This is a genomic window from Tritonibacter scottomollicae (assembly GCF_032924845.1).
GTDB classification, from domain to species: domain Bacteria; phylum Pseudomonadota; class Alphaproteobacteria; order Rhodobacterales; family Rhodobacteraceae; genus Epibacterium; species Epibacterium scottomollicae.
Window position 1 is genome coordinate 3,811,035 of the sequence record NZ_CP136704.1, and the last position, 15,541, is coordinate 3,826,575.

General features: G+C 63.1%; 16 protein-coding genes. 13 read left to right on the forward strand and 3 right to left on the reverse strand.

Annotated features, from left to right (window positions below):
* Positions 1–110: 110 nt before the first annotated feature.
* Entirely contained in the window at positions 111–1,061 is a 951-nt protein-coding gene (ispH, locus tag R1T40_RS18940; RefSeq protein ID WP_106164255.1) for a 4-hydroxy-3-methylbut-2-enyl diphosphate reductase, read from the reverse strand.
* A gap of 167 nt (positions 1,062–1,228) precedes the next feature.
* Positions 1,229–1,801 carry a LabA-like NYN domain-containing protein gene (locus tag R1T40_RS18945; protein ID WP_106164256.1) on the reverse strand — a complete coding sequence of 191 codons (573 nt, stop codon included), beginning with the start codon at positions 1,799–1,801 and terminating at the stop codon, positions 1,229–1,231.
* Positions 1,802–1,937: 136 nt separating this feature from the next.
* Between R1T40_RS18945 and folK the strand changes: the two genes are divergently transcribed.
* The 13 genes from folK to R1T40_RS19010 all read left to right on the forward strand — a co-directional run bounded on the left by folK (position 1,938) and on the right by R1T40_RS19010 (position 13,900).
* The gene (folK, locus tag R1T40_RS18950; RefSeq protein ID WP_317385246.1) at positions 1,938–2,507 is read left to right on the forward strand and encodes a 2-amino-4-hydroxy-6-hydroxymethyldihydropteridine diphosphokinase; all 570 of its coding nucleotides are present in this window, start codon (positions 1,938–1,940) and stop codon (positions 2,505–2,507) included.
* 110 nt (positions 2,508–2,617) lie between these two features.
* The gene (gene rpoZ / locus R1T40_RS18955) at positions 2,618–2,971 is read left to right on the forward strand and encodes a DNA-directed RNA polymerase subunit omega (protein ID WP_106164258.1); all 354 of its coding nucleotides are present in this window, start codon (positions 2,618–2,620) and stop codon (positions 2,969–2,971) included.
* Between the two features lie 36 nt (positions 2,972–3,007).
* On the forward strand, positions 3,008–5,140 hold the full coding sequence (locus tag R1T40_RS18960; RefSeq protein ID WP_106164259.1) for a RelA/SpoT family protein: 2,133 nt from the start codon (positions 3,008–3,010) through the stop codon (positions 5,138–5,140).
* 31 nt (positions 5,141–5,171) lie between these two features.
* The gene (locus R1T40_RS18965; protein WP_317385247.1) at positions 5,172–5,876 is read left to right on the forward strand and encodes a DUF2062 domain-containing protein; all 705 of its coding nucleotides are present in this window, start codon (positions 5,172–5,174) and stop codon (positions 5,874–5,876) included.
* A gap of 178 nt (positions 5,877–6,054) precedes the next feature.
* Positions 6,055–6,813, forward strand: coding sequence for a pyridoxine 5'-phosphate synthase (locus tag R1T40_RS18970; RefSeq protein WP_317385248.1), 759 nt, complete (start codon positions 6,055–6,057; stop codon positions 6,811–6,813).
* Entirely contained in the window at positions 6,810–7,247 is a 438-nt protein-coding gene (locus tag R1T40_RS18975) for an ABZJ_00895 family protein (protein ID WP_317385249.1), read from the forward strand. Before R1T40_RS18970 ends, R1T40_RS18975 begins: the two co-directional genes overlap by 4 nt.
* Before the next feature lie 19 nt (positions 7,248–7,266).
* Positions 7,267–7,680: a holo-ACP synthase gene (gene acpS / locus R1T40_RS18980; protein WP_106164263.1), complete on the forward strand. Its 414-nt coding sequence runs from the start codon at positions 7,267–7,269 to the stop codon at positions 7,678–7,680.
* 203 nt (positions 7,681–7,883) lie between these two features.
* Complete coding sequence (gene lepB / locus R1T40_RS18985) at positions 7,884–8,720, forward strand: signal peptidase I (protein ID WP_317385250.1); 837 nt, start codon at positions 7,884–7,886, stop codon at positions 8,718–8,720.
* 281 nt (positions 8,721–9,001) lie between these two features.
* Positions 9,002–9,688, forward strand: a complete 687-nt coding sequence (gene rnc, locus R1T40_RS18990; protein ID WP_106164265.1) for a ribonuclease III — start codon at positions 9,002–9,004, stop codon at positions 9,686–9,688.
* The gene (gene era / locus R1T40_RS18995; protein ID WP_317385251.1) at positions 9,685–10,590 is read left to right on the forward strand and encodes a GTPase Era; all 906 of its coding nucleotides are present in this window, start codon (positions 9,685–9,687) and stop codon (positions 10,588–10,590) included. The genes rnc and era overlap by 4 nt, the downstream gene beginning before the upstream one ends.
* Before the next feature lie 208 nt (positions 10,591–10,798).
* The gene (locus R1T40_RS19000) at positions 10,799–11,128 is read left to right on the forward strand and encodes a DUF1491 family protein (RefSeq protein ID WP_317385252.1); all 330 of its coding nucleotides are present in this window, start codon (positions 10,799–10,801) and stop codon (positions 11,126–11,128) included.
* 3 nt (positions 11,129–11,131) lie between these two features.
* Positions 11,132–11,857, forward strand: a complete 726-nt coding sequence (recO, locus tag R1T40_RS19005) for a DNA repair protein RecO (RefSeq protein ID WP_317385253.1) — start codon at positions 11,132–11,134, stop codon at positions 11,855–11,857.
* A gap of 159 nt (positions 11,858–12,016) precedes the next feature.
* The gene (locus R1T40_RS19010) at positions 12,017–13,900 is read left to right on the forward strand and encodes a PhoX family protein (RefSeq protein ID WP_317385254.1); all 1,884 of its coding nucleotides are present in this window, start codon (positions 12,017–12,019) and stop codon (positions 13,898–13,900) included.
* Between the two features lie 240 nt (positions 13,901–14,140).
* On the opposite strand, the gene dgt is transcribed toward R1T40_RS19010, so the two are convergent.
* Positions 14,141–15,508, reverse strand: a complete 1,368-nt coding sequence (gene dgt / locus R1T40_RS19015) for a dGTP triphosphohydrolase (protein WP_317385255.1) — start codon at positions 15,506–15,508, stop codon at positions 14,141–14,143.
* Between the last annotated feature and the right edge of the window lie 33 nt (positions 15,509–15,541).

Genomic DNA, 15,541 nt, shown 5'->3' on the forward strand with positions numbered 1-15,541 from the left:
ATGCAGGATGGAATGCCTCTCCAAGGTAGTCACGCCGCCGCAGAGCGCAAGCCGCTGCTGCGTGCAAGGCGGGGTAGGGGTGACGGCACCCGGCGGCACGCGGGTCGTCTTCAGGCGCTGCGCAGCACGCGCGGTACCTTGAATTCGACTTTTTCCACCGCCGTCTCCACCAGTTCCACGGTGACGTCATAGCGGGCGCGGAAGGCGTCGATGACCTCGTTCACCAGGAGTTCCGGAGCCGAGGCCCCGGCGGTGATCGCCACCGAGCGGATGCCGTCGAGGGCGCGCCAGTCGATGTTCTCGGCCCGCTGCACCAACTGGGCGTAGCTGCAGCCGTTCTTGGCGCCCACCTCGACCAGACGGCGCGAATTGGAGGAATTGGGCGCGCCGACCACCAAGAGGGCGTCGGATTTCGGGGCCACCGCCTTGACCGCTTCCTGACGGTTGGTGGTGGCGTAGCAGATGTCTTCCTTGTGCGGGCCGATGATGGCCGGGAACCGCGCCTGTAGGGCCGCGACGATATCCTTGGTGTCATCCACCGACAGGGTGGTCTGGGTGACAAAAGCCAGCCGCTCCGGGTCGCGCACCGTCACATCGGCCACATCCGCCACGGTTTCGACCAGCAGCACCTCGCCCTCGGGCAGTTGCCCCATGGTGCCGACGGTCTCCGGATGGCCCTTGTGGCCGATCATGATCATCTGCAATCCGGCCTCGGCATGGCGCTGCGCTTCGATATGCACCTTTGAGACCAGCGGGCAGGTGGCATCGACAAATACCATCTCGCGGGCCTGGGCAGCGGCGGGCACCGATTTCGGCACCCCATGGGCGGAAAAGATCACCGGCCGGTCATCAGGGCATTCTTCCAGCTCCTCGACAAACACCGCGCCTTTTTCGCGCAGCCCATCGACGACAAATTTGTTGTGTACGATCTCGTGACGCACATAGACCGGTGCGCCCCATTTTTCCAACGCCATCTCCACGATCTTGATCGCGCGGTCGACGCCGGCACAGAACCCGCGGGGCGCCGCGAGATAGAGGGTGAGAGCTGGTTTCGTGGTCATCGGTGCGCGGTCCCAGAGATCGAGGGTGGTCAGGATGTGCCCCAGAGGTAAGGCCTGTACCGCCCGAGGTCCAGTGCCGGGCGAATAGTGGTGCGCAAAAGAAACCACCCGGCGCCTATGTCACACCGGGTGGTCCTATCGTGAGTGGTTGCCTGAGTGTTTTGGCGTCAGTCGGTCTCGGCAGGCGGCGTGCGCGGTTCGCTCGGGACGTCGCGCGGTGGCCGCCCGATGACGTCGCGCAGTTCTTCGAGTTCGATGAAGTTGTCGGCCTGACGGCGCAGTTCGTCGGAGATCATCGGAGGCTGGCTGCGGATCGTCGAGACAACCGACACGCGGACGCCCTGACGTTGCAGGCTGGCGATCAGAGGGCGGAAGTCACCGTCTCCCGAAAATAGCACGATATGATCCACGCGCGGTGCAAGCTCCATGGCATCGACAGCAAGTTCGATATCCATGTTCCCTTTCACCTTCCGGCGACCCATGCTGTCCGTGTACTCCTTGGCAGGCTTGGTCACCATGCTGAAGCCATTATAGTGCAGCCAGTCCACCAATGGCCTGATGGGCGAGTATTCGTCGTTTTCCAGCAGCGCTGTGTAATAGAAAGCCCGTACAAGTTTGCCGCGCCGCATAAATTCCTGGCGCAGAAGCTTGTAGTCGATGTCAAATCCCAATGCCTTGGCGGAGGCATATAAATTCGAGCCATCTATGAACAGCGCAAGCCGTTCGTCCTTGTAAAACATTAAATGTGTCCTTCTGGTGTCGCGGGGACCGAATTCCGTGAGTGAGTTTAATAAATGTCCGGATCCGCGGGTGGACTTAATCTAGTTTATTTGGCACTCCCCGCAAGTGTCAGGTCTTTGGGAATTGGGGTCAAGCATGACCGAAAATCGGTCAACCTTTCTCGTTGCGCTCGGAAGCAATCTGGAAAACGAGGGAACAACCCCCCTCGCGACCATGCAAACATGCTTGACCGAGTTTCGTAAAGAAGGGTTTGAGCTCTCGGCGATTTCACGGTTTTTTGCCACGCCTTGCTTTCCGGCAGGGGCCGGGCCGGACTATGTGAACGCGGCTGTGGTCCTGACTGGCGATCTTTCTGCCAGTGATGCGCTGGCTGCGCTGCACCGTATCGAGGCTCACTTTCGACGCACCCGCACGGAGCGTTGGGGCATGAGGACGCTTGATCTCGATCTGCTGGCGGTCGATCAGCAGGTGCGTCCTGATCGGGAAACCTTTGAGTATTGGCAAACCCTGCCAGCCGAGCGACAGCGCAAGGACAGTCCGGATCAGTTGATTCTACCGCATCCGCGCATCCAGGACCGTGCCTTTGTATTGGTGCCGCTGGCGGATGTGGCGCGCGACTGGGTTCACCCGGCTCTCGGGCTGAGCGTCGGGCAGATGCTGGCCGCATGTCCGGCCACGGAGCGGGCCGAGGTTGCGGCTCTGTAAAGCGGTTGCAGGGGTTTTCCTGCGATTGTGATATGTCTCGACTTGTCAAGTCCCGTGATTCATCCTAGAAGCACTCTCTCTGGACCCAGAACTATATTGGAGAGTCGCCCATGGCCCGCGTGACGGTTGAAGACTGCGTTGACAAAGTTCCCAACCGATTTGAGCTGGTGATGCTGGCCGCACATCGTGCGCGCGAGATCTCTGCTGGCTCCGAACTCACCGTTGACCGCGACAACGACAAGAACCCGGTCGTGTCCCTGCGTGAGATCGCCGATGAAACCCAGAGCGCCGACGCCCTGCGCGAACGCCTGATCGAGAGCAACCAGTCTCAGATCGAGGTCGACGAGCCGGAAGAAGATTCCATGGCGCTGCTGATGGGTGGCGAAGCCGACAAGCCTCAGGAAGACGACATGAGCGAAGAGAAGCTCCTGCGCGCCCTGATGGAGGCCCAGGGTCAAGGCTGATCCAGGCTGCATGAAAAGAGAGGTTGCGGACCGGCAATGACATCTGCTGATGACCTGATTTCCCTGGTCCGCGACTACAACCCCAAGACAAATGAAGCACGGCTGCGTGATGCCTACGCCTTTGGCGAGGAGATGCACGGCGGCCAGTTTCGTCACTCGGGTGAGGCTTATTTCACCCACCCCGTTGCCGTCGCTGCCATCCTCACGGAACAGCGGCTGGATGATGCGACGATTATCACGGCCCTCCTGCACGACACCATCGAAGACACCAAGGCCTCTTACGAAGTGGTCGCCGCGCGTTTCGGCGAGGAGGTGGCGATGCTGGTCGATGGGGTCACCAAGCTGACCAACCTGCAGCTGTCCTCTCGCGAGACCAAGCAGGCGGAAAACTTCCGCAAGCTGTTCATGGCGATGTCGAAGGACCTGCGGGTGATTCTGGTCAAGCTGGCCGACCGTCTGCACAATATGCGCACCATCCGCGCCATGCGGCCTGAGAAACAGGCCCAGAAGGCGCGCGAAACCATGGACATCTACGCGCCGCTGGCGGGGCGCATGGGGATGCAGTGGATGCGCGAGGAGCTGGAAGATCTGGCCTTCAAGGTGCTGAACCCGGAGGGGCGCCAGTCGATCATCCGCCGCTTTGTCACCTTGCAGCGCGAAACCGGCGACGTGATTCACCGCATCACCGGAGACATGCGCGGCGAGTTGGAAAAGGCCGGCATCGAGGCCGAGGTCTTTGGCCGCGCCAAAAAGCCCTATTCAATCTGGCGCAAGATGCAGGAGAAGGATCAGGGGTTTTCGCGCCTGTCCGACATCTACGGCTTTCGCGTCATCACCCGCACCGAAGAAGACTGCTATCGCACGCTGGGCACCATCCACCAGCGCTGGCGCGCGGTGCCGGGGCGGTTCAAGGATTATATCAGCCAGCCGAAATCCAACGGCTATCGCTCGATCCACACCACCGTGTCGGGGCGTGACGGCAAGCGGGTGGAGGTGCAGATCCGCACCCGCCAGATGCATGACGTCGCCGAGTCGGGCGTCGCGGCGCATTGGTCCTATCGGGACGGTGTGCGCACCGAGAACCCCTTTGCCGTGGATCCGGCTAAATGGATCGCCTCGCTGACCGAGCAGTTTGACGGCGAGGATGACCACGACGAATTCCTCGAAGCGGTCAAGCTGGAGATGTATTCGGATCAGGTGTTCTGCTTCACGCCCAAAGGCGATGTGATCAAGCTGCCCAAGGGCGCCACGCCGATCGATTTTGCCTATGCCATCCACACCCGCATCGGCCATGCCTGTGTTGGCGGCAAGGTGGACGGCATCCGGGTGCCGCTCTGGACCCGGCTGCGCAATGGCCAGTCGGTCGAGGTGATCACCGCCGAGGGTCAGACCCCGCAGGTGAGCTGGCTGGAGATCGCCACCACCGGCAAAGCGCGCACCGCCATTCGCCGCGCCCTGCGCGAGGCGGACCGCGAACGGTTCGTGAAACTGGGCCACGAACTTGCACGCTCCGCCTTTGAGCATGTGAACAAGAAAGCCACCGACAAAGCGCTGGAAACCGCGGCCCGCGCCCTGCGTGTCAGCGATGTGACCGAGCTGCTGGCCCGGCTCGGGGCCGCGGTGATCACCGCCCATGATGTTGTTCAGGCCGTTTATCCGGAGCTGACCGCCAAGGACGGCGACGAAGTATCGCCACGACGCGCGGTGATCGGCCTGGAACCGGGGCAGAAGTTCGAGCGCGCCGCCTGTTGCGAACCATTGCCCGGCGAACGTATCATCGGCATCACCTCGCGGGGTCACGGCGTGGTGGTGCACACCGCAGATTGCGACCGCTTGGGCGAGTTCGAGGACCAGATGGACCGCTGGGTCGACGTGCACTGGCACTCGGGCACCCATCCGGCAGTCTACAGTGTGACCCTGGAGCTGACGATCGGCAATGACGCCGGCGTATTGGGGCGGATCTGCACGTTGATTGGCGAGAAGAAGGCGAATATTTCCAACCTTGAATTCAAGGATCGGAAACCAGACTTTTACCGCTTGATGATCAATGTGGAATTGCGTGATGTGGAGCAGCTGCATTCGTTGATACTGACGCTGGAAGCAGAGAGCCACGTCGCCGCGGTCGCGCGCTACCGGGAGCGGCCTGGAGCGCAACACCGTACGATCTAGCCTCTTCCGTACGAAGAATAGGGATGATCCTTTGGTATTCAGGCGCCGAGACAGACGCCCGCCGCTCAGGGCGGTTGCGGAGTTTCTCTGGCCTCGCGGAGGCTGGGGCAGGGCGTTTCTTTATGTCAAACACCGTGTGCGCCGTCTTCCGGACAACCCGGAGCGTATCGCGCGCGGCATCTGGGCTGGGCTCTTTACCACTTTTACGCCCTTTTACGGTGTGCATTTTTTCGTGGCTGCCCTCATCGCGCGGGTGATGAATGGCAATCTTCTTGCGGCACTTTCGGCGACCTTCTTCGGCAATCCGCTGACCTATGTGCCGATCGGCGTGATCTCTCTGCAGACCGGGCATTGGTTGCTGGGCAGCCAGCCGGTGGCCGAGGTGGACGCGACGCTGACGGACAAGTTTCTCGCCGCTGGATGGGACCTTTGGTACAACGTCTACGCCTATGCGACCGGCACGCCGACGGACTGGACCGGGCTGGTGATCTTCTATGATGAGGTGTTTTATCCCTATATGATTGGCGGGCTGCTGCCTGGGGTCATTGTCGCGACCGTAGGCTACATCCTGTCCGTCCCGGTGATCCGGACCTATCAGTTGCGTCGTCGCCGCAAGATCAAGGCCAAGTTCGACGCGATCAAGAAACGTGCCGAGCTGGAGGCCGTGAACAGCCCCCATGCGCCGAGCGGGACCCCTCCGCCTGGCCGCAGCCCCAAGGTCGGGCGACCTGAATAAACCTGTCCAGGGTGGCGATAGGGCCTGTCTCGTTGGCCACAAGAGGCCACGGATCAGGGTGAGGGGGAGGCCGACGCCGTGCGAAGAATTGTATCACTCGGGGCGTTGGTCCTTGCCTCTGCGAACCTGCCAGCTAGGCTCTCGGGCAAAAGACCTCCAATGACAAAGAGACCGTCTCATGTCCCAGAATGACTTGCGCCTCGGCGTGAATATCGATCACGTGGCCACCGTCCGCAACGCGCGTGGTGGGGCCTATCCGGACCCGATCCGTGCCGCGAAACTGGCCGAGGAGGCGGGCGCCGACGGCATCACCGCCCATCTGCGCGAAGACCGCCGCCACATCACCGACGCCGATATCGACGGGTTGATGGCGGCCCTGACCGTACCGCTCAATTTTGAGATGGCCGCGACGGATGAGATGCAGAAGATCGCCCTGCGTCACAAACCCCACGCGGTTTGCATCGTGCCGGAAAAGCGCGAGGAACGCACCACCGAAGGGGGGCTGGAAGTCGCCCGTGAAGAAAACAAGCTGGCCCATTTCATCGCACCCCTGCGCGATGCGGGTTGCCGCGTGTCGATCTTCATTGCCGCCGACCCGGCCCAGATCGAGGCCGCCCATCGCATCGGCGCTGAGGTGATCGAGCTGCACACCGGCGCCTATTGCGACCACCACGCCGAGGGGGATTTCGCCGCCCGCGACGCGGAGCTGGACCGGCTGCGCGACATGGCCACCTTTGCCCATTCGCTGGGGCTCGAGGTGCACGCGGGCCATGGTCTGACCTATGAAACGGTCGCGCCCGTCGCCGCCTTCCCCGAGGTGGTTGAGCTGAACATCGGCCATTTCCTGATCGGCGAGGCGGTGTTTCGCGGCCTCACCCCGGCCGTGCAGGAAATGCGCCGCCTGATGGATGCGGCCCGTCGCGGAGATGTCGCATGAAGCTGCGCCGCTTCACCCTGGTTTATCTTGCGATCATCGTTGCGATCATCATCGTCAGCGCTCTGGTGCAGATCCTCGCCGATTTCGACATCACCAATGCCGGTATGGCGTTGATCCCGGCCATGGGGGCCTCGATGGTCGAGGGGCAGGCTTTTGCCAAAGCCGAGAACCGCATGCCTGACACATCCGAGATGTGGGGCTTTGCCCGCCGCGCCTCGGTTGTCATTCTGGGGCTGATACTGCTCTCGGCTGTCGCCTTCAGTCTGGCGCTTCCCGAGCTGCAGTACATGGTGTCGCAACCCTATGGTGCCCTGTTCGTGGCCGGGGCGCTTCTGTTCCAGACGGTTATGTCGTTCTTGTTGGTTCGGTTCTTTCTGGCCAGCGGTGCGAAATCCGTGCTGCGGACCCGTGACCGCCAGGAGGGCCGGGGCTGAGGCCCGGTTGGTGGCGAGGATGATCTTGGGAATCGGCACCGATCTGGCAAACATCGACCGCATCCAGCGCACGCTGGACCGTTTCGGGGACCGGTTCCGCAATCGGGTCTTTACCGATGTGGAACAGGCAAAATCCGAACGACGGCGCGATGTTGCGGGCACCTACGCCAAACGCTGGGCTGCCAAGGAAGCCTGCTCAAAGGCCTTGGGCACCGGCCTGCGCATGGGGATCGCCTGGAAAGACATGGCGGTTTCCAACCTCTCGACCGGGCAGCCGGTGATGCATGTGACCGGCTGGGCGGCAGATCGTCTGGCTGCGCTGACCCCGGCGGGACATGAGGCGATCATCCACGTCACGCTGACCGATGATCACCCCTGGGCACAGGCCTTTGTGCTGATTGAGGCCCGTCTGGTGGTCGCGGCCTCGGAGTGAGCGCCCGGCTGCACCTCGGCCTCGGTTTCATCCCCGTTGATCGCGAAGGCGCGCGGCGGGCCAACGCGCAGGCAAGCCGCAATACCTGCGGCAGAGTGCCCACAGCTGAGCCACATCTGGCCCGTCCCGACGGCATCGCTTGACTTGCGCCGGGCCTGCCCGCATGTACGCCCCGACCCGCCCACAAAAGACCGGAGAGCCTGATGGCGTCGAAAACCACTGCCGGGAATTCAATCCTCGAGACGATCAAGACAATTGTCTACGCGCTGTTGATTGCCGGTGTCTTCCGCACCCTGTTCTTTCAACCCTTCTGGATTCCCTCCGGCTCGATGAAGGAAACGCTGCTGGTTGGCGATTTTCTGTTCGTGAACAAGATGGCCTATGGCTATTCCTACGCCTCCTGCCCCTCGATCCGTCTCGGGGCGGTCGGCCTCAATATCGACGCGCAGGATATCTGTGGCTTTCTTGATGGTGACAACAGCCGCATCCTTGGCGGCGAGCCGGAGCGCGGTGATGTAGTGGTCTTCCGCCATCCGGTGAACCGCACCGACTACATCAAGCGCCTCGTTGGCCTCCCCGGTGACAAGCTGCAGATGAAGGACGGCGTGTTGCACATCAACGGCGCCGCTGTCGGGCTGATGGACGATGGCGACTTCGAGGAAGCGATGGAGCGTCAGGGCCCGCAGGGCAATTTCCCGCGCTGCGAGAATGATCCGGTGGGGCAGGGCGGCGTCTGCAAGAAGTCCCGTCAGATCGAAACGCTGCCGGGCGGCACTTCCCACGCGATCATCAATATCGGCAATCAGTCCAGCGACCACACCAAAGTCTACCATGTGCCCGAGGGGCACTTCTTCTTCATGGGTGACAACCGTGACAACTCCACCGACAGCCGCGTGCCACAGGCCGTGGGCGGCGTCGGCTATGTGCCCTTTGAAAACCTGATCGGTCGTGCGGACCGTATCATGTTCTCCTCCGCCGGGCGGTCGATGCTGTTTTTCTGGACGTGGCGCAGTGACCGGTTCTTCAAGGCCGTCAGCTGAGCACACTGAGATCTGATCACTTCGACGAGGCCGCGGTGTATCTCCGCGGCCTCGTGCCGTTCGGAGCCGTCCCTGCCACGCCTCGGCGATGTCGCTTTGTCCCGGCCGCGCGTCATGCTAGTCAAACGGGACCCGCATATGCGACCGTCGGACATCGCCGGGCCTGTTTGTCATCAAAAGCAGGGAAACAGCCCGCCGGGGGCGCTTTCCTATTCTGCGGCGCTGGGATAAGGAACGATCCCGTCGGGGCAGCCGCTGCCCCCAGAGTTTGAGGACCACACGTGAAGCTATCCAAGGATATCCATGCCTTTCAGGAACGGCTCGGCCATGATTTCGCCGACCCCGAACTGCTGATCCGGGCACTGACCCATCCGTCTGTCTCTTCGCCGAACCGGCAGGACAATCAACGGCTGGAGTTTCTGGGCGACCGGGTGCTGGGTCTGGTGATGGCCACGGCATTGCTGGATCATGACCGGCAGGCCACCGAAGGTCAGCTGGCGCCCCGTTTCAACGCCTTGGTGCGCAAGGAAGCCTGCGCCGATGTGGCCCGCGAGATCGACATCGGTGCGGTCCTGAAACTCGGCCGTTCCGAGATGCTCTCAGGTGGGCGGCGCAAACAGGCGCTGCTGGGCGATGCGATGGAAGCGGTGATCGCCGCCGTCTACAAGGACGCGGGCTTTGAGGCAGCACAAGCGGTGATCCTGCGGCTTTGGGGCAAGCGCGTCGGTACCGTGGACGAAGACGCCCGCGACCCCAAGACCTCGCTGCAGGAATATGTCCAGGCCCGCCGACAGCCGCCTCCCGCCTATGTGCTGGTCGCGCGCAGCGGGCCCGACCACGAACCCGTATTTACCATTGCCGCCCGCTTGCAGGACGGCACCGAGGAACAGGCCACCGCCGGATCGAAACGGCTGGCGGAACAGGCGGCAGCCAAGGCGCTGCTGACCAAGCTGGAGCAAAAGTCATGAGTACACGCGCGGGCTTCATCGCCCTGATCGGCGAGCCCAATGCGGGCAAGTCCACGCTTCTCAACCGCATGGTGGGGGCCAAGGTCTCCATCGTCACCCACAAGGTGCAGACCACCCGCGCCCGCATCCGGGGCGTGGCAATGGAAGGTGGCAGCCAACTGGTGTTTGTCGACACGCCGGGCCTGTTCCAGCCGCGCCGCCGCCTTGACCGCGCCATGGTCGCCGCCGCCTGGGGCGGGGCTGCGGATGCCGATGTGATCGTGCTGCTCATCGAGGCCCATCGCGGCGTTACCGAAGGCGTCGAGCGCATCCTGGAAAACCTCGCCGAAGTGGGGGAGGGCCGCCGCGTGGCGCTGGCGATCAACAAGATCGACCGGGTGCAGTCGGACGTGCTGCTGGGTCTGACCAAGGATCTCAACGACCGCTTTGCCTTTGCCGAGACCTTCATGATCTCCGCCGAGAAAGGCTATGGCACCGAAGATCTGCGCAAATGGTTGGCCCAGGAGGTCCCCGAGGGCCCCTGGCTCTACCCCGAGGATCAGATTGCCGACCTGCCGCTGCGCATGATTGCTGCCGAGATGACCCGCGAGAAACTGACCCTGCGGCTGCATCAGGAACTGCCTTATCAGCTCACCGTCGAGACCGAGAAATGGGAAGAGCGCAAGGATGGCTCCGCCCGCATCGACCAGATCGTCTATGTGGTGCGCGACGGTCACAAGGGCATCGTGCTCGGCAAGCGCGGCGAGACCATCAAGGCGGTGGGGCAGGCCGCCCGCGCCGAGCTGGAGGAATTCCTCGACCGCAAGATCCACCTGTTTCTGCAGATCAAAGTGCGGCCCAACTGGCTCGAGGAATCCGAGCGCTATTCGGAAATGGGCCTGGAGTTCAAGGACGGCAACTGACCCCGCCCTGACGCAACCTGACTGCCGGGCTGCAATCCCGCAGCCCGGCGCGGGCGCGAAAAGCCTTTCATCTTCTCGAAAATATCCCCGCCGGAGGCTCCTCCCGTTGCCTCCGGCGGAGCCTCCGCGCCCCTTGCGCCGCGCCGCCATCTTTCCCTAAATACTGCCGGAGGCGTCCATGCAGGTCGCCACTGCAGCAGGAGTGCTCATGACCCGCCTCACCGCCCGTTTCTGGGTCGACGCCTATCTGGCCCGCCTGCGGTTTCAGGATATTCCGGCCTTTGTCACGGCCCATGGTGATGACACCGCCGGTGCGGTGCTGGTCAAGCTCAACACGCTCGACGGGCAGGCCCAGGTCTATCAGCGGTCGTTTGACCTGATGACCGGAGACCGCAAATGGGTCGAACTCACTGCAGGCGAGGATGCCGAAGCCGAAGCCGCTATCGCCAGGCAGCGCCAGTTCGACAGCGACCTCTGGGTGATCGAGGTGGAGGACCGCGCGGGTCGCCACCTGCTTGATGAACCCGGTCTGGAGTAAGCAATGGACTGGCGCGATCAGGGCATTCTGCTGACGGTACGTCGCCACGGCGAATCCTCCGCCCTGATCGAGGTCTTCACGGAACACCACGGCCGCCATGCCGGCCTCGTGCGCGGGGGCGCCAGCCGTCGCATGGCGCCGATGCTGCAACCGGGTGCGCAGCTGGATCTGGCCTGGTCTGCGCGGCTGGAGGATCACCTTGGCACCTTCAAGGCCGAACCGCTGCGCAGCCGGGCAGCGGCGGCGCTCTCCGGTCGGCTGGCGCTCGCCGGGCTCAACGCGGTCTGCGCGCTGCTAGCCTTTGCCCTGCCGGACCGGGAACCCCATCCGGGGCTGTACCGTCGCAGCGAGGCGCTGCTGGACCTGCTGGACAATGACGACCTCTGGCCGCTGGCCTATCTGCGCTGGGAAATGGCGCTGCTGGAGGAGCTGGGCTACGGGCTGGACCTGTCGGCCTGTGCCGTCACGGGGGCGACCGAGGGGCTGACTTATGTATCGCCGAAAACCGGCCGTGCGGTGTCGCAGGACGGGGCCGGAGAGTGGGCCGACCGGCTGCTGCAATTGCCGCCGGTGATGCTGGGGCAGGGCGCGGCAGAGGATATCGAAGTCCTCACCGGCCTCAGAACCACTGGGTTTTTCTTCGAATCAAAACTGGCCCCGGCACTTGGAAACCGGCCCGTGCCCGAGGCGCGAGGGCGGTTTCTCGATGTTTTGGCGCGGCGGCTCTAGGCGGCACGCGCAGAAAACCGCCGCCTCGTGCGACACTGCGAAGACCCGGCCACCGACGTCACACGCATGATACATCTTGAGGGGAAGAACGCCCTTGCGGTTCGGCCCGTGCAGAAGGGGTCGTATCCCAGCCAATTTGACAGCGAGGAGCGCACTAAAATGGTTGATAAGACCCTCATCGATCTTTCCTGGGACGACTTTGACGAGCACCGGGATCCCCGTCCCGATGAAAACCAGTTCGACGCCGTGGTCGAACGCGCGGTGTCGCGTCGCGGGTTCCTTGGCGGTGCGCTGGCGTTTGGCTCCGGCGCGGCGGTTTTCGGCACCGGGCTGATGTCCTCCACCACCGCATCGCGTGCTGCCGGTGGCGCCACATTCGCGTTTGACCCCATCGGTATTGCCACCGACCACGCGGTGCATGTGCCCGCCGGCTACAGGAGCCAGGTTCTGGTTCGCTGGGGTGATGCGCTCTGGTCCGAAGCCGAGGACGCCTATTCCGCTGAGGACGGCGTTTCGGTCGAGATGTCCGACAAGGTCTTTGGCGAGAACACCGACGGCATGGAGCTGTTCGAGATCGACGGCCGCGAGGTCATTGCGGTGAACTCTGAGTATGTGAATCCGAAGATCAACCTGCCCGCCGCCTCTGATGGGGTGCCGCAGACGGCCGACGAGGTGACCCTGCTGAAAAACCTGCAGGGCGTCACGGTGATGGAAATCGCCAAGGGCGAAAGTGGCTACGCCGTGGTGAAAGACAGCCCGCTGAACCGCCGCATCACCCATGAGACCGAGATGACCCTCGCAGGTCCGCTGGCCGGTCACGATCTGGTCAAGACCAAGGCCGATCCCGAAGGGCGCACCGTCAAGGGCACCATGAACAACTGCGGCTCCGGCAAGACGCTCTGGGGCACCTATCTGACCTGCGAAGAGAACTTTAACGGCTACTTCGGTGCCACCGGCGAGATGCCAGAGGGCGAGGGCTACATCCGCTACGGCATCGGCGGCGCGGGCCGCTACGCCTATGAGAAATTCGATGAGCGTTATGATCTGTCGAAAGAGCCGAACGAGCCGCACCGCCACGGCTTCATCACCGAGATCAACCCGGCGGATGCGACCGCCACCCCGGTGAAGCGCACAGCCCTGGGCCGGTTCAAACATGAAAACGCCGAGATGGTGCACGCCGCCGATGGCCATATCGTGGTCTACATGGGCGATGATGAGCGCGGTGAGTACCTCTATAAATACGTCTCCGCCAACACCTGGGCCGAAGGGGAGGCCAGTGATGGTCTGCTGGACGACGGCACGCTTTATGTGGCGAAGTTCAACGACGACATGACCGGCGAATGGCTGGCCCTGACGCCCGAGGCCACCGGGATGGACGCGGCAGAGATCCTCTGCTTCACCCGTATGGCGGCCTCTGCCGTGGGTGGCACCACCATGGACCGCCCCGAGTGGGTGGCCTGCAACCCGCTGAAGGCGGAAGGCTACTGCGCGCTGACCAACAACAAGAACCGTGGTGTTAAGCCGAATGCTGGCGGCGACGACACCTCGGTCAACGCGCCGAACCCGCGTGAGACCAACAACTACGGTCAAATCGTGCGCTGGACCCCGGCGGACGACAATCACGCCGGTGATGCCTTCACCTGGGATCTCTACGTGATGGCCGGCAACCCGACGGTCTACAACAACACCTATGCCGGGTCCGAGAACGTCAACGCGGGCAATATGTTCAACTCGCCCGACGGCATGGCCTTTTCCTCCGACGGGATGCTGTGGATCCAGACCGATGGCGACGACAGCAACGAGGGTGAATTTGCCGGTCAGGGCAACAACCAGATGCTGGTCGGCGATCCGGAATCGGGTGAGATCGCCCGCTTCATGACGGTACCGAACGGTGCCGAGGTGACCGGCCTGTGCTGGTCGCTGGACAAGACAGTCGCCTTCGTCGGCGTGCAGCACCCGGGCGGCGCATGGCCCGATGGCAACGGCAAGCCACGCTCTGCCGTGGTCACCGTCTGGCGCGAAGACGGCGCCGCTTTCGGCTAAGTCATAGGTCGAAGATCTGTGGAAAGCCCTCTCCGAAAGGAGGGGGCTTTTTGCCGTGCAGCTGTTGCCGTTGCACCGGGCGCAGCGTTCGGGATATGTTTGGAATGTTTAATGAAAACAAAATGATAGGTCGCGCCTGCTGCCCTATTGTTTCGCGCGCGAAACATTGGGTCAGAAGGGCTGTCGTATCGCCTGGGCGCTGTCCTGTGATGCGCCTGGACAGCGCCCGTGCCGGTGCTCTTAGCTGGGCACCTGCCCGGTGATCATGTCCCGCACCCGCAGGGCGTAGCGGTCTGTCATGCCGGAGACAAAATCGGTCAGCGCATGGGCCGCGGTGTAGTCGTCCTCGATACCGCGCAGATCCAGATCCACCGCGCGCACCAGTTGCGTCCAGTAGCCATGCTCCTGCAGCAGCTGTTCCGCGTCCCAGTTGCAGTCCTTCAAGGCGATGAACAGGTCATGGAACTCGTCAAGGATGGTGAACAGCACCTTGCGTCCCACCACCTCCAACTCGGTCTTGCGCTGGGCGGTGAAGATGCGGGCGTTGGAGATCTCCTTGAGACGTTTGAAGGCGGAGGCCTTTGAGGAAACTTCCATCAGCCCGTCATTGAACGTGCCCGCCATGATGTCATCGTAGTGGTCGAGGAACGCCGTCACCGCACTGTCGATGGCAGCGCCGATGGCCATGGCACGCAGCATCCCCGTGCGGTCGCTGAGCGTCATGCCGGGATCGGGTGCGCGGTTGGGCTTGCCGGTGATCTCTTCGAGGATCTCCGACACAACGGCGCTGTCGAGGTCACCGACGGTAGCGGCATCCTCGAGGTCGAGAATGCGGTAGCAGATGTCATCCGCCGCCTCGACAAGGAAGGCCAGCGGATGGCGGCGCCACCAGCGATGTCCTGCGGCCGTGCGCTCCTCGGGCAGGCCAAGGGCGGTTGCGACTTCGGCAAAGAGGTCTTCGTCGCTTGCGAAGGTGCCGAATTTCTTCAGGCCAACGTAAGAGTGCCCTGCGTCGGCTGCTGCGGCGGCGGTGCAGGGGTATTTGGCAAAGGCACCAAGGGTGGCATAGGACAGGCGCATGCCGCCCTCGCGCCGCGCCATCTCTAGCCGGGACACGATGCGAAAGCCCTGTGCGTTGCCTTCAAAGGCGGTAAACTCGGCACGACGTTCCGGGGGGATCCCTCCGGCGATGCCGCTGCGCTTGCCCGCGTCGGCGGCAAACTTCTGGGCAAACCAGGCGCCGATGCTCGCCTCGCCGGAGTGACCAAACGGCGGGTTTCCGATGTCATGCACTAGGCAAGCGGCCTGCACGGTGCCTGCGATCACATGCTGCAGCCCCTCCTGCAGGCGCCCGTCCTTGACCAGCGCCTGCCCGACCTGGATTCCCAGCGACCGGCCCACCGAGGAGGTCTCCATCGAGTGGATCATCCGATGGTGCACATGATCGTGGTCATAGAGCGGGTGAACTTGCGTCTTCTGCGCGAGGCGGCGGAACGGTTCCGAGAACAGGATGCGGTCGTAGTCCTGCAGATAGGCCGGGCGATCCGGTTTGTCGGCGTAGTCGGGGCGGCACAGGCGTCCCGGGTTCAGCAGCTGGGTCCAGTCCATCGGGTGCTCTCTCCTGTGCCAGTTGGTGGGCTT

Bases quoted from the DNA above. Each gene is read 5' to 3' on its own strand.
- R1T40_RS19010 (WP_317385254.1), top strand. From the start codon at position 12,017: ATGGTTGATAAGACCCTCATCGATCTTTCCTGGGACGACTTTGACGAG.
- R1T40_RS18960 (WP_106164259.1), top strand. From the start codon at position 3,008: ATGACATCTGCTGATGACCTGATTTCCCTGGTCCGCGACTACAACCCC.
- R1T40_RS19000 (WP_317385252.1), top strand. From the start codon at position 10,799: ATGACCCGCCTCACCGCCCGTTTCTGGGTCGACGCCTATCTGGCCCGC.
- acpS (WP_106164263.1), top strand. From the start codon at position 7,267: ATGATCTTGGGAATCGGCACCGATCTGGCAAACATCGACCGCATCCAG.
- recO (WP_317385253.1), top strand. From the start codon at position 11,132: ATGGACTGGCGCGATCAGGGCATTCTGCTGACGGTACGTCGCCACGGC.
- era (WP_317385251.1), top strand. From the start codon at position 9,685: ATGAGTACACGCGCGGGCTTCATCGCCCTGATCGGCGAGCCCAATGCG.
- folK (WP_317385246.1), top strand. From the start codon at position 1,938: ATGACCGAAAATCGGTCAACCTTTCTCGTTGCGCTCGGAAGCAATCTG.
- R1T40_RS18975 (WP_317385249.1), top strand. From the start codon at position 6,810: ATGAAGCTGCGCCGCTTCACCCTGGTTTATCTTGCGATCATCGTTGCG.
- lepB (WP_317385250.1), top strand. From the start codon at position 7,884: ATGGCGTCGAAAACCACTGCCGGGAATTCAATCCTCGAGACGATCAAG.
- dgt (WP_317385255.1), bottom strand. From the start codon at position 15,508: ATGGACTGGACCCAGCTGCTGAACCCGGGACGCCTGTGCCGCCCCGAC.
- ispH (WP_106164255.1), bottom strand. From the start codon at position 1,061: ATGACCACGAAACCAGCTCTCACCCTCTATCTCGCGGCGCCCCGCGGG.
- R1T40_RS18945 (WP_106164256.1), bottom strand. From the start codon at position 1,801: ATGTTTTACAAGGACGAACGGCTTGCGCTGTTCATAGATGGCTCGAAT.
- R1T40_RS18970 (WP_317385248.1), top strand. From the start codon at position 6,055: ATGTCCCAGAATGACTTGCGCCTCGGCGTGAATATCGATCACGTGGCC.
- rpoZ (WP_106164258.1), top strand. From the start codon at position 2,618: ATGGCCCGCGTGACGGTTGAAGACTGCGTTGACAAAGTTCCCAACCGA.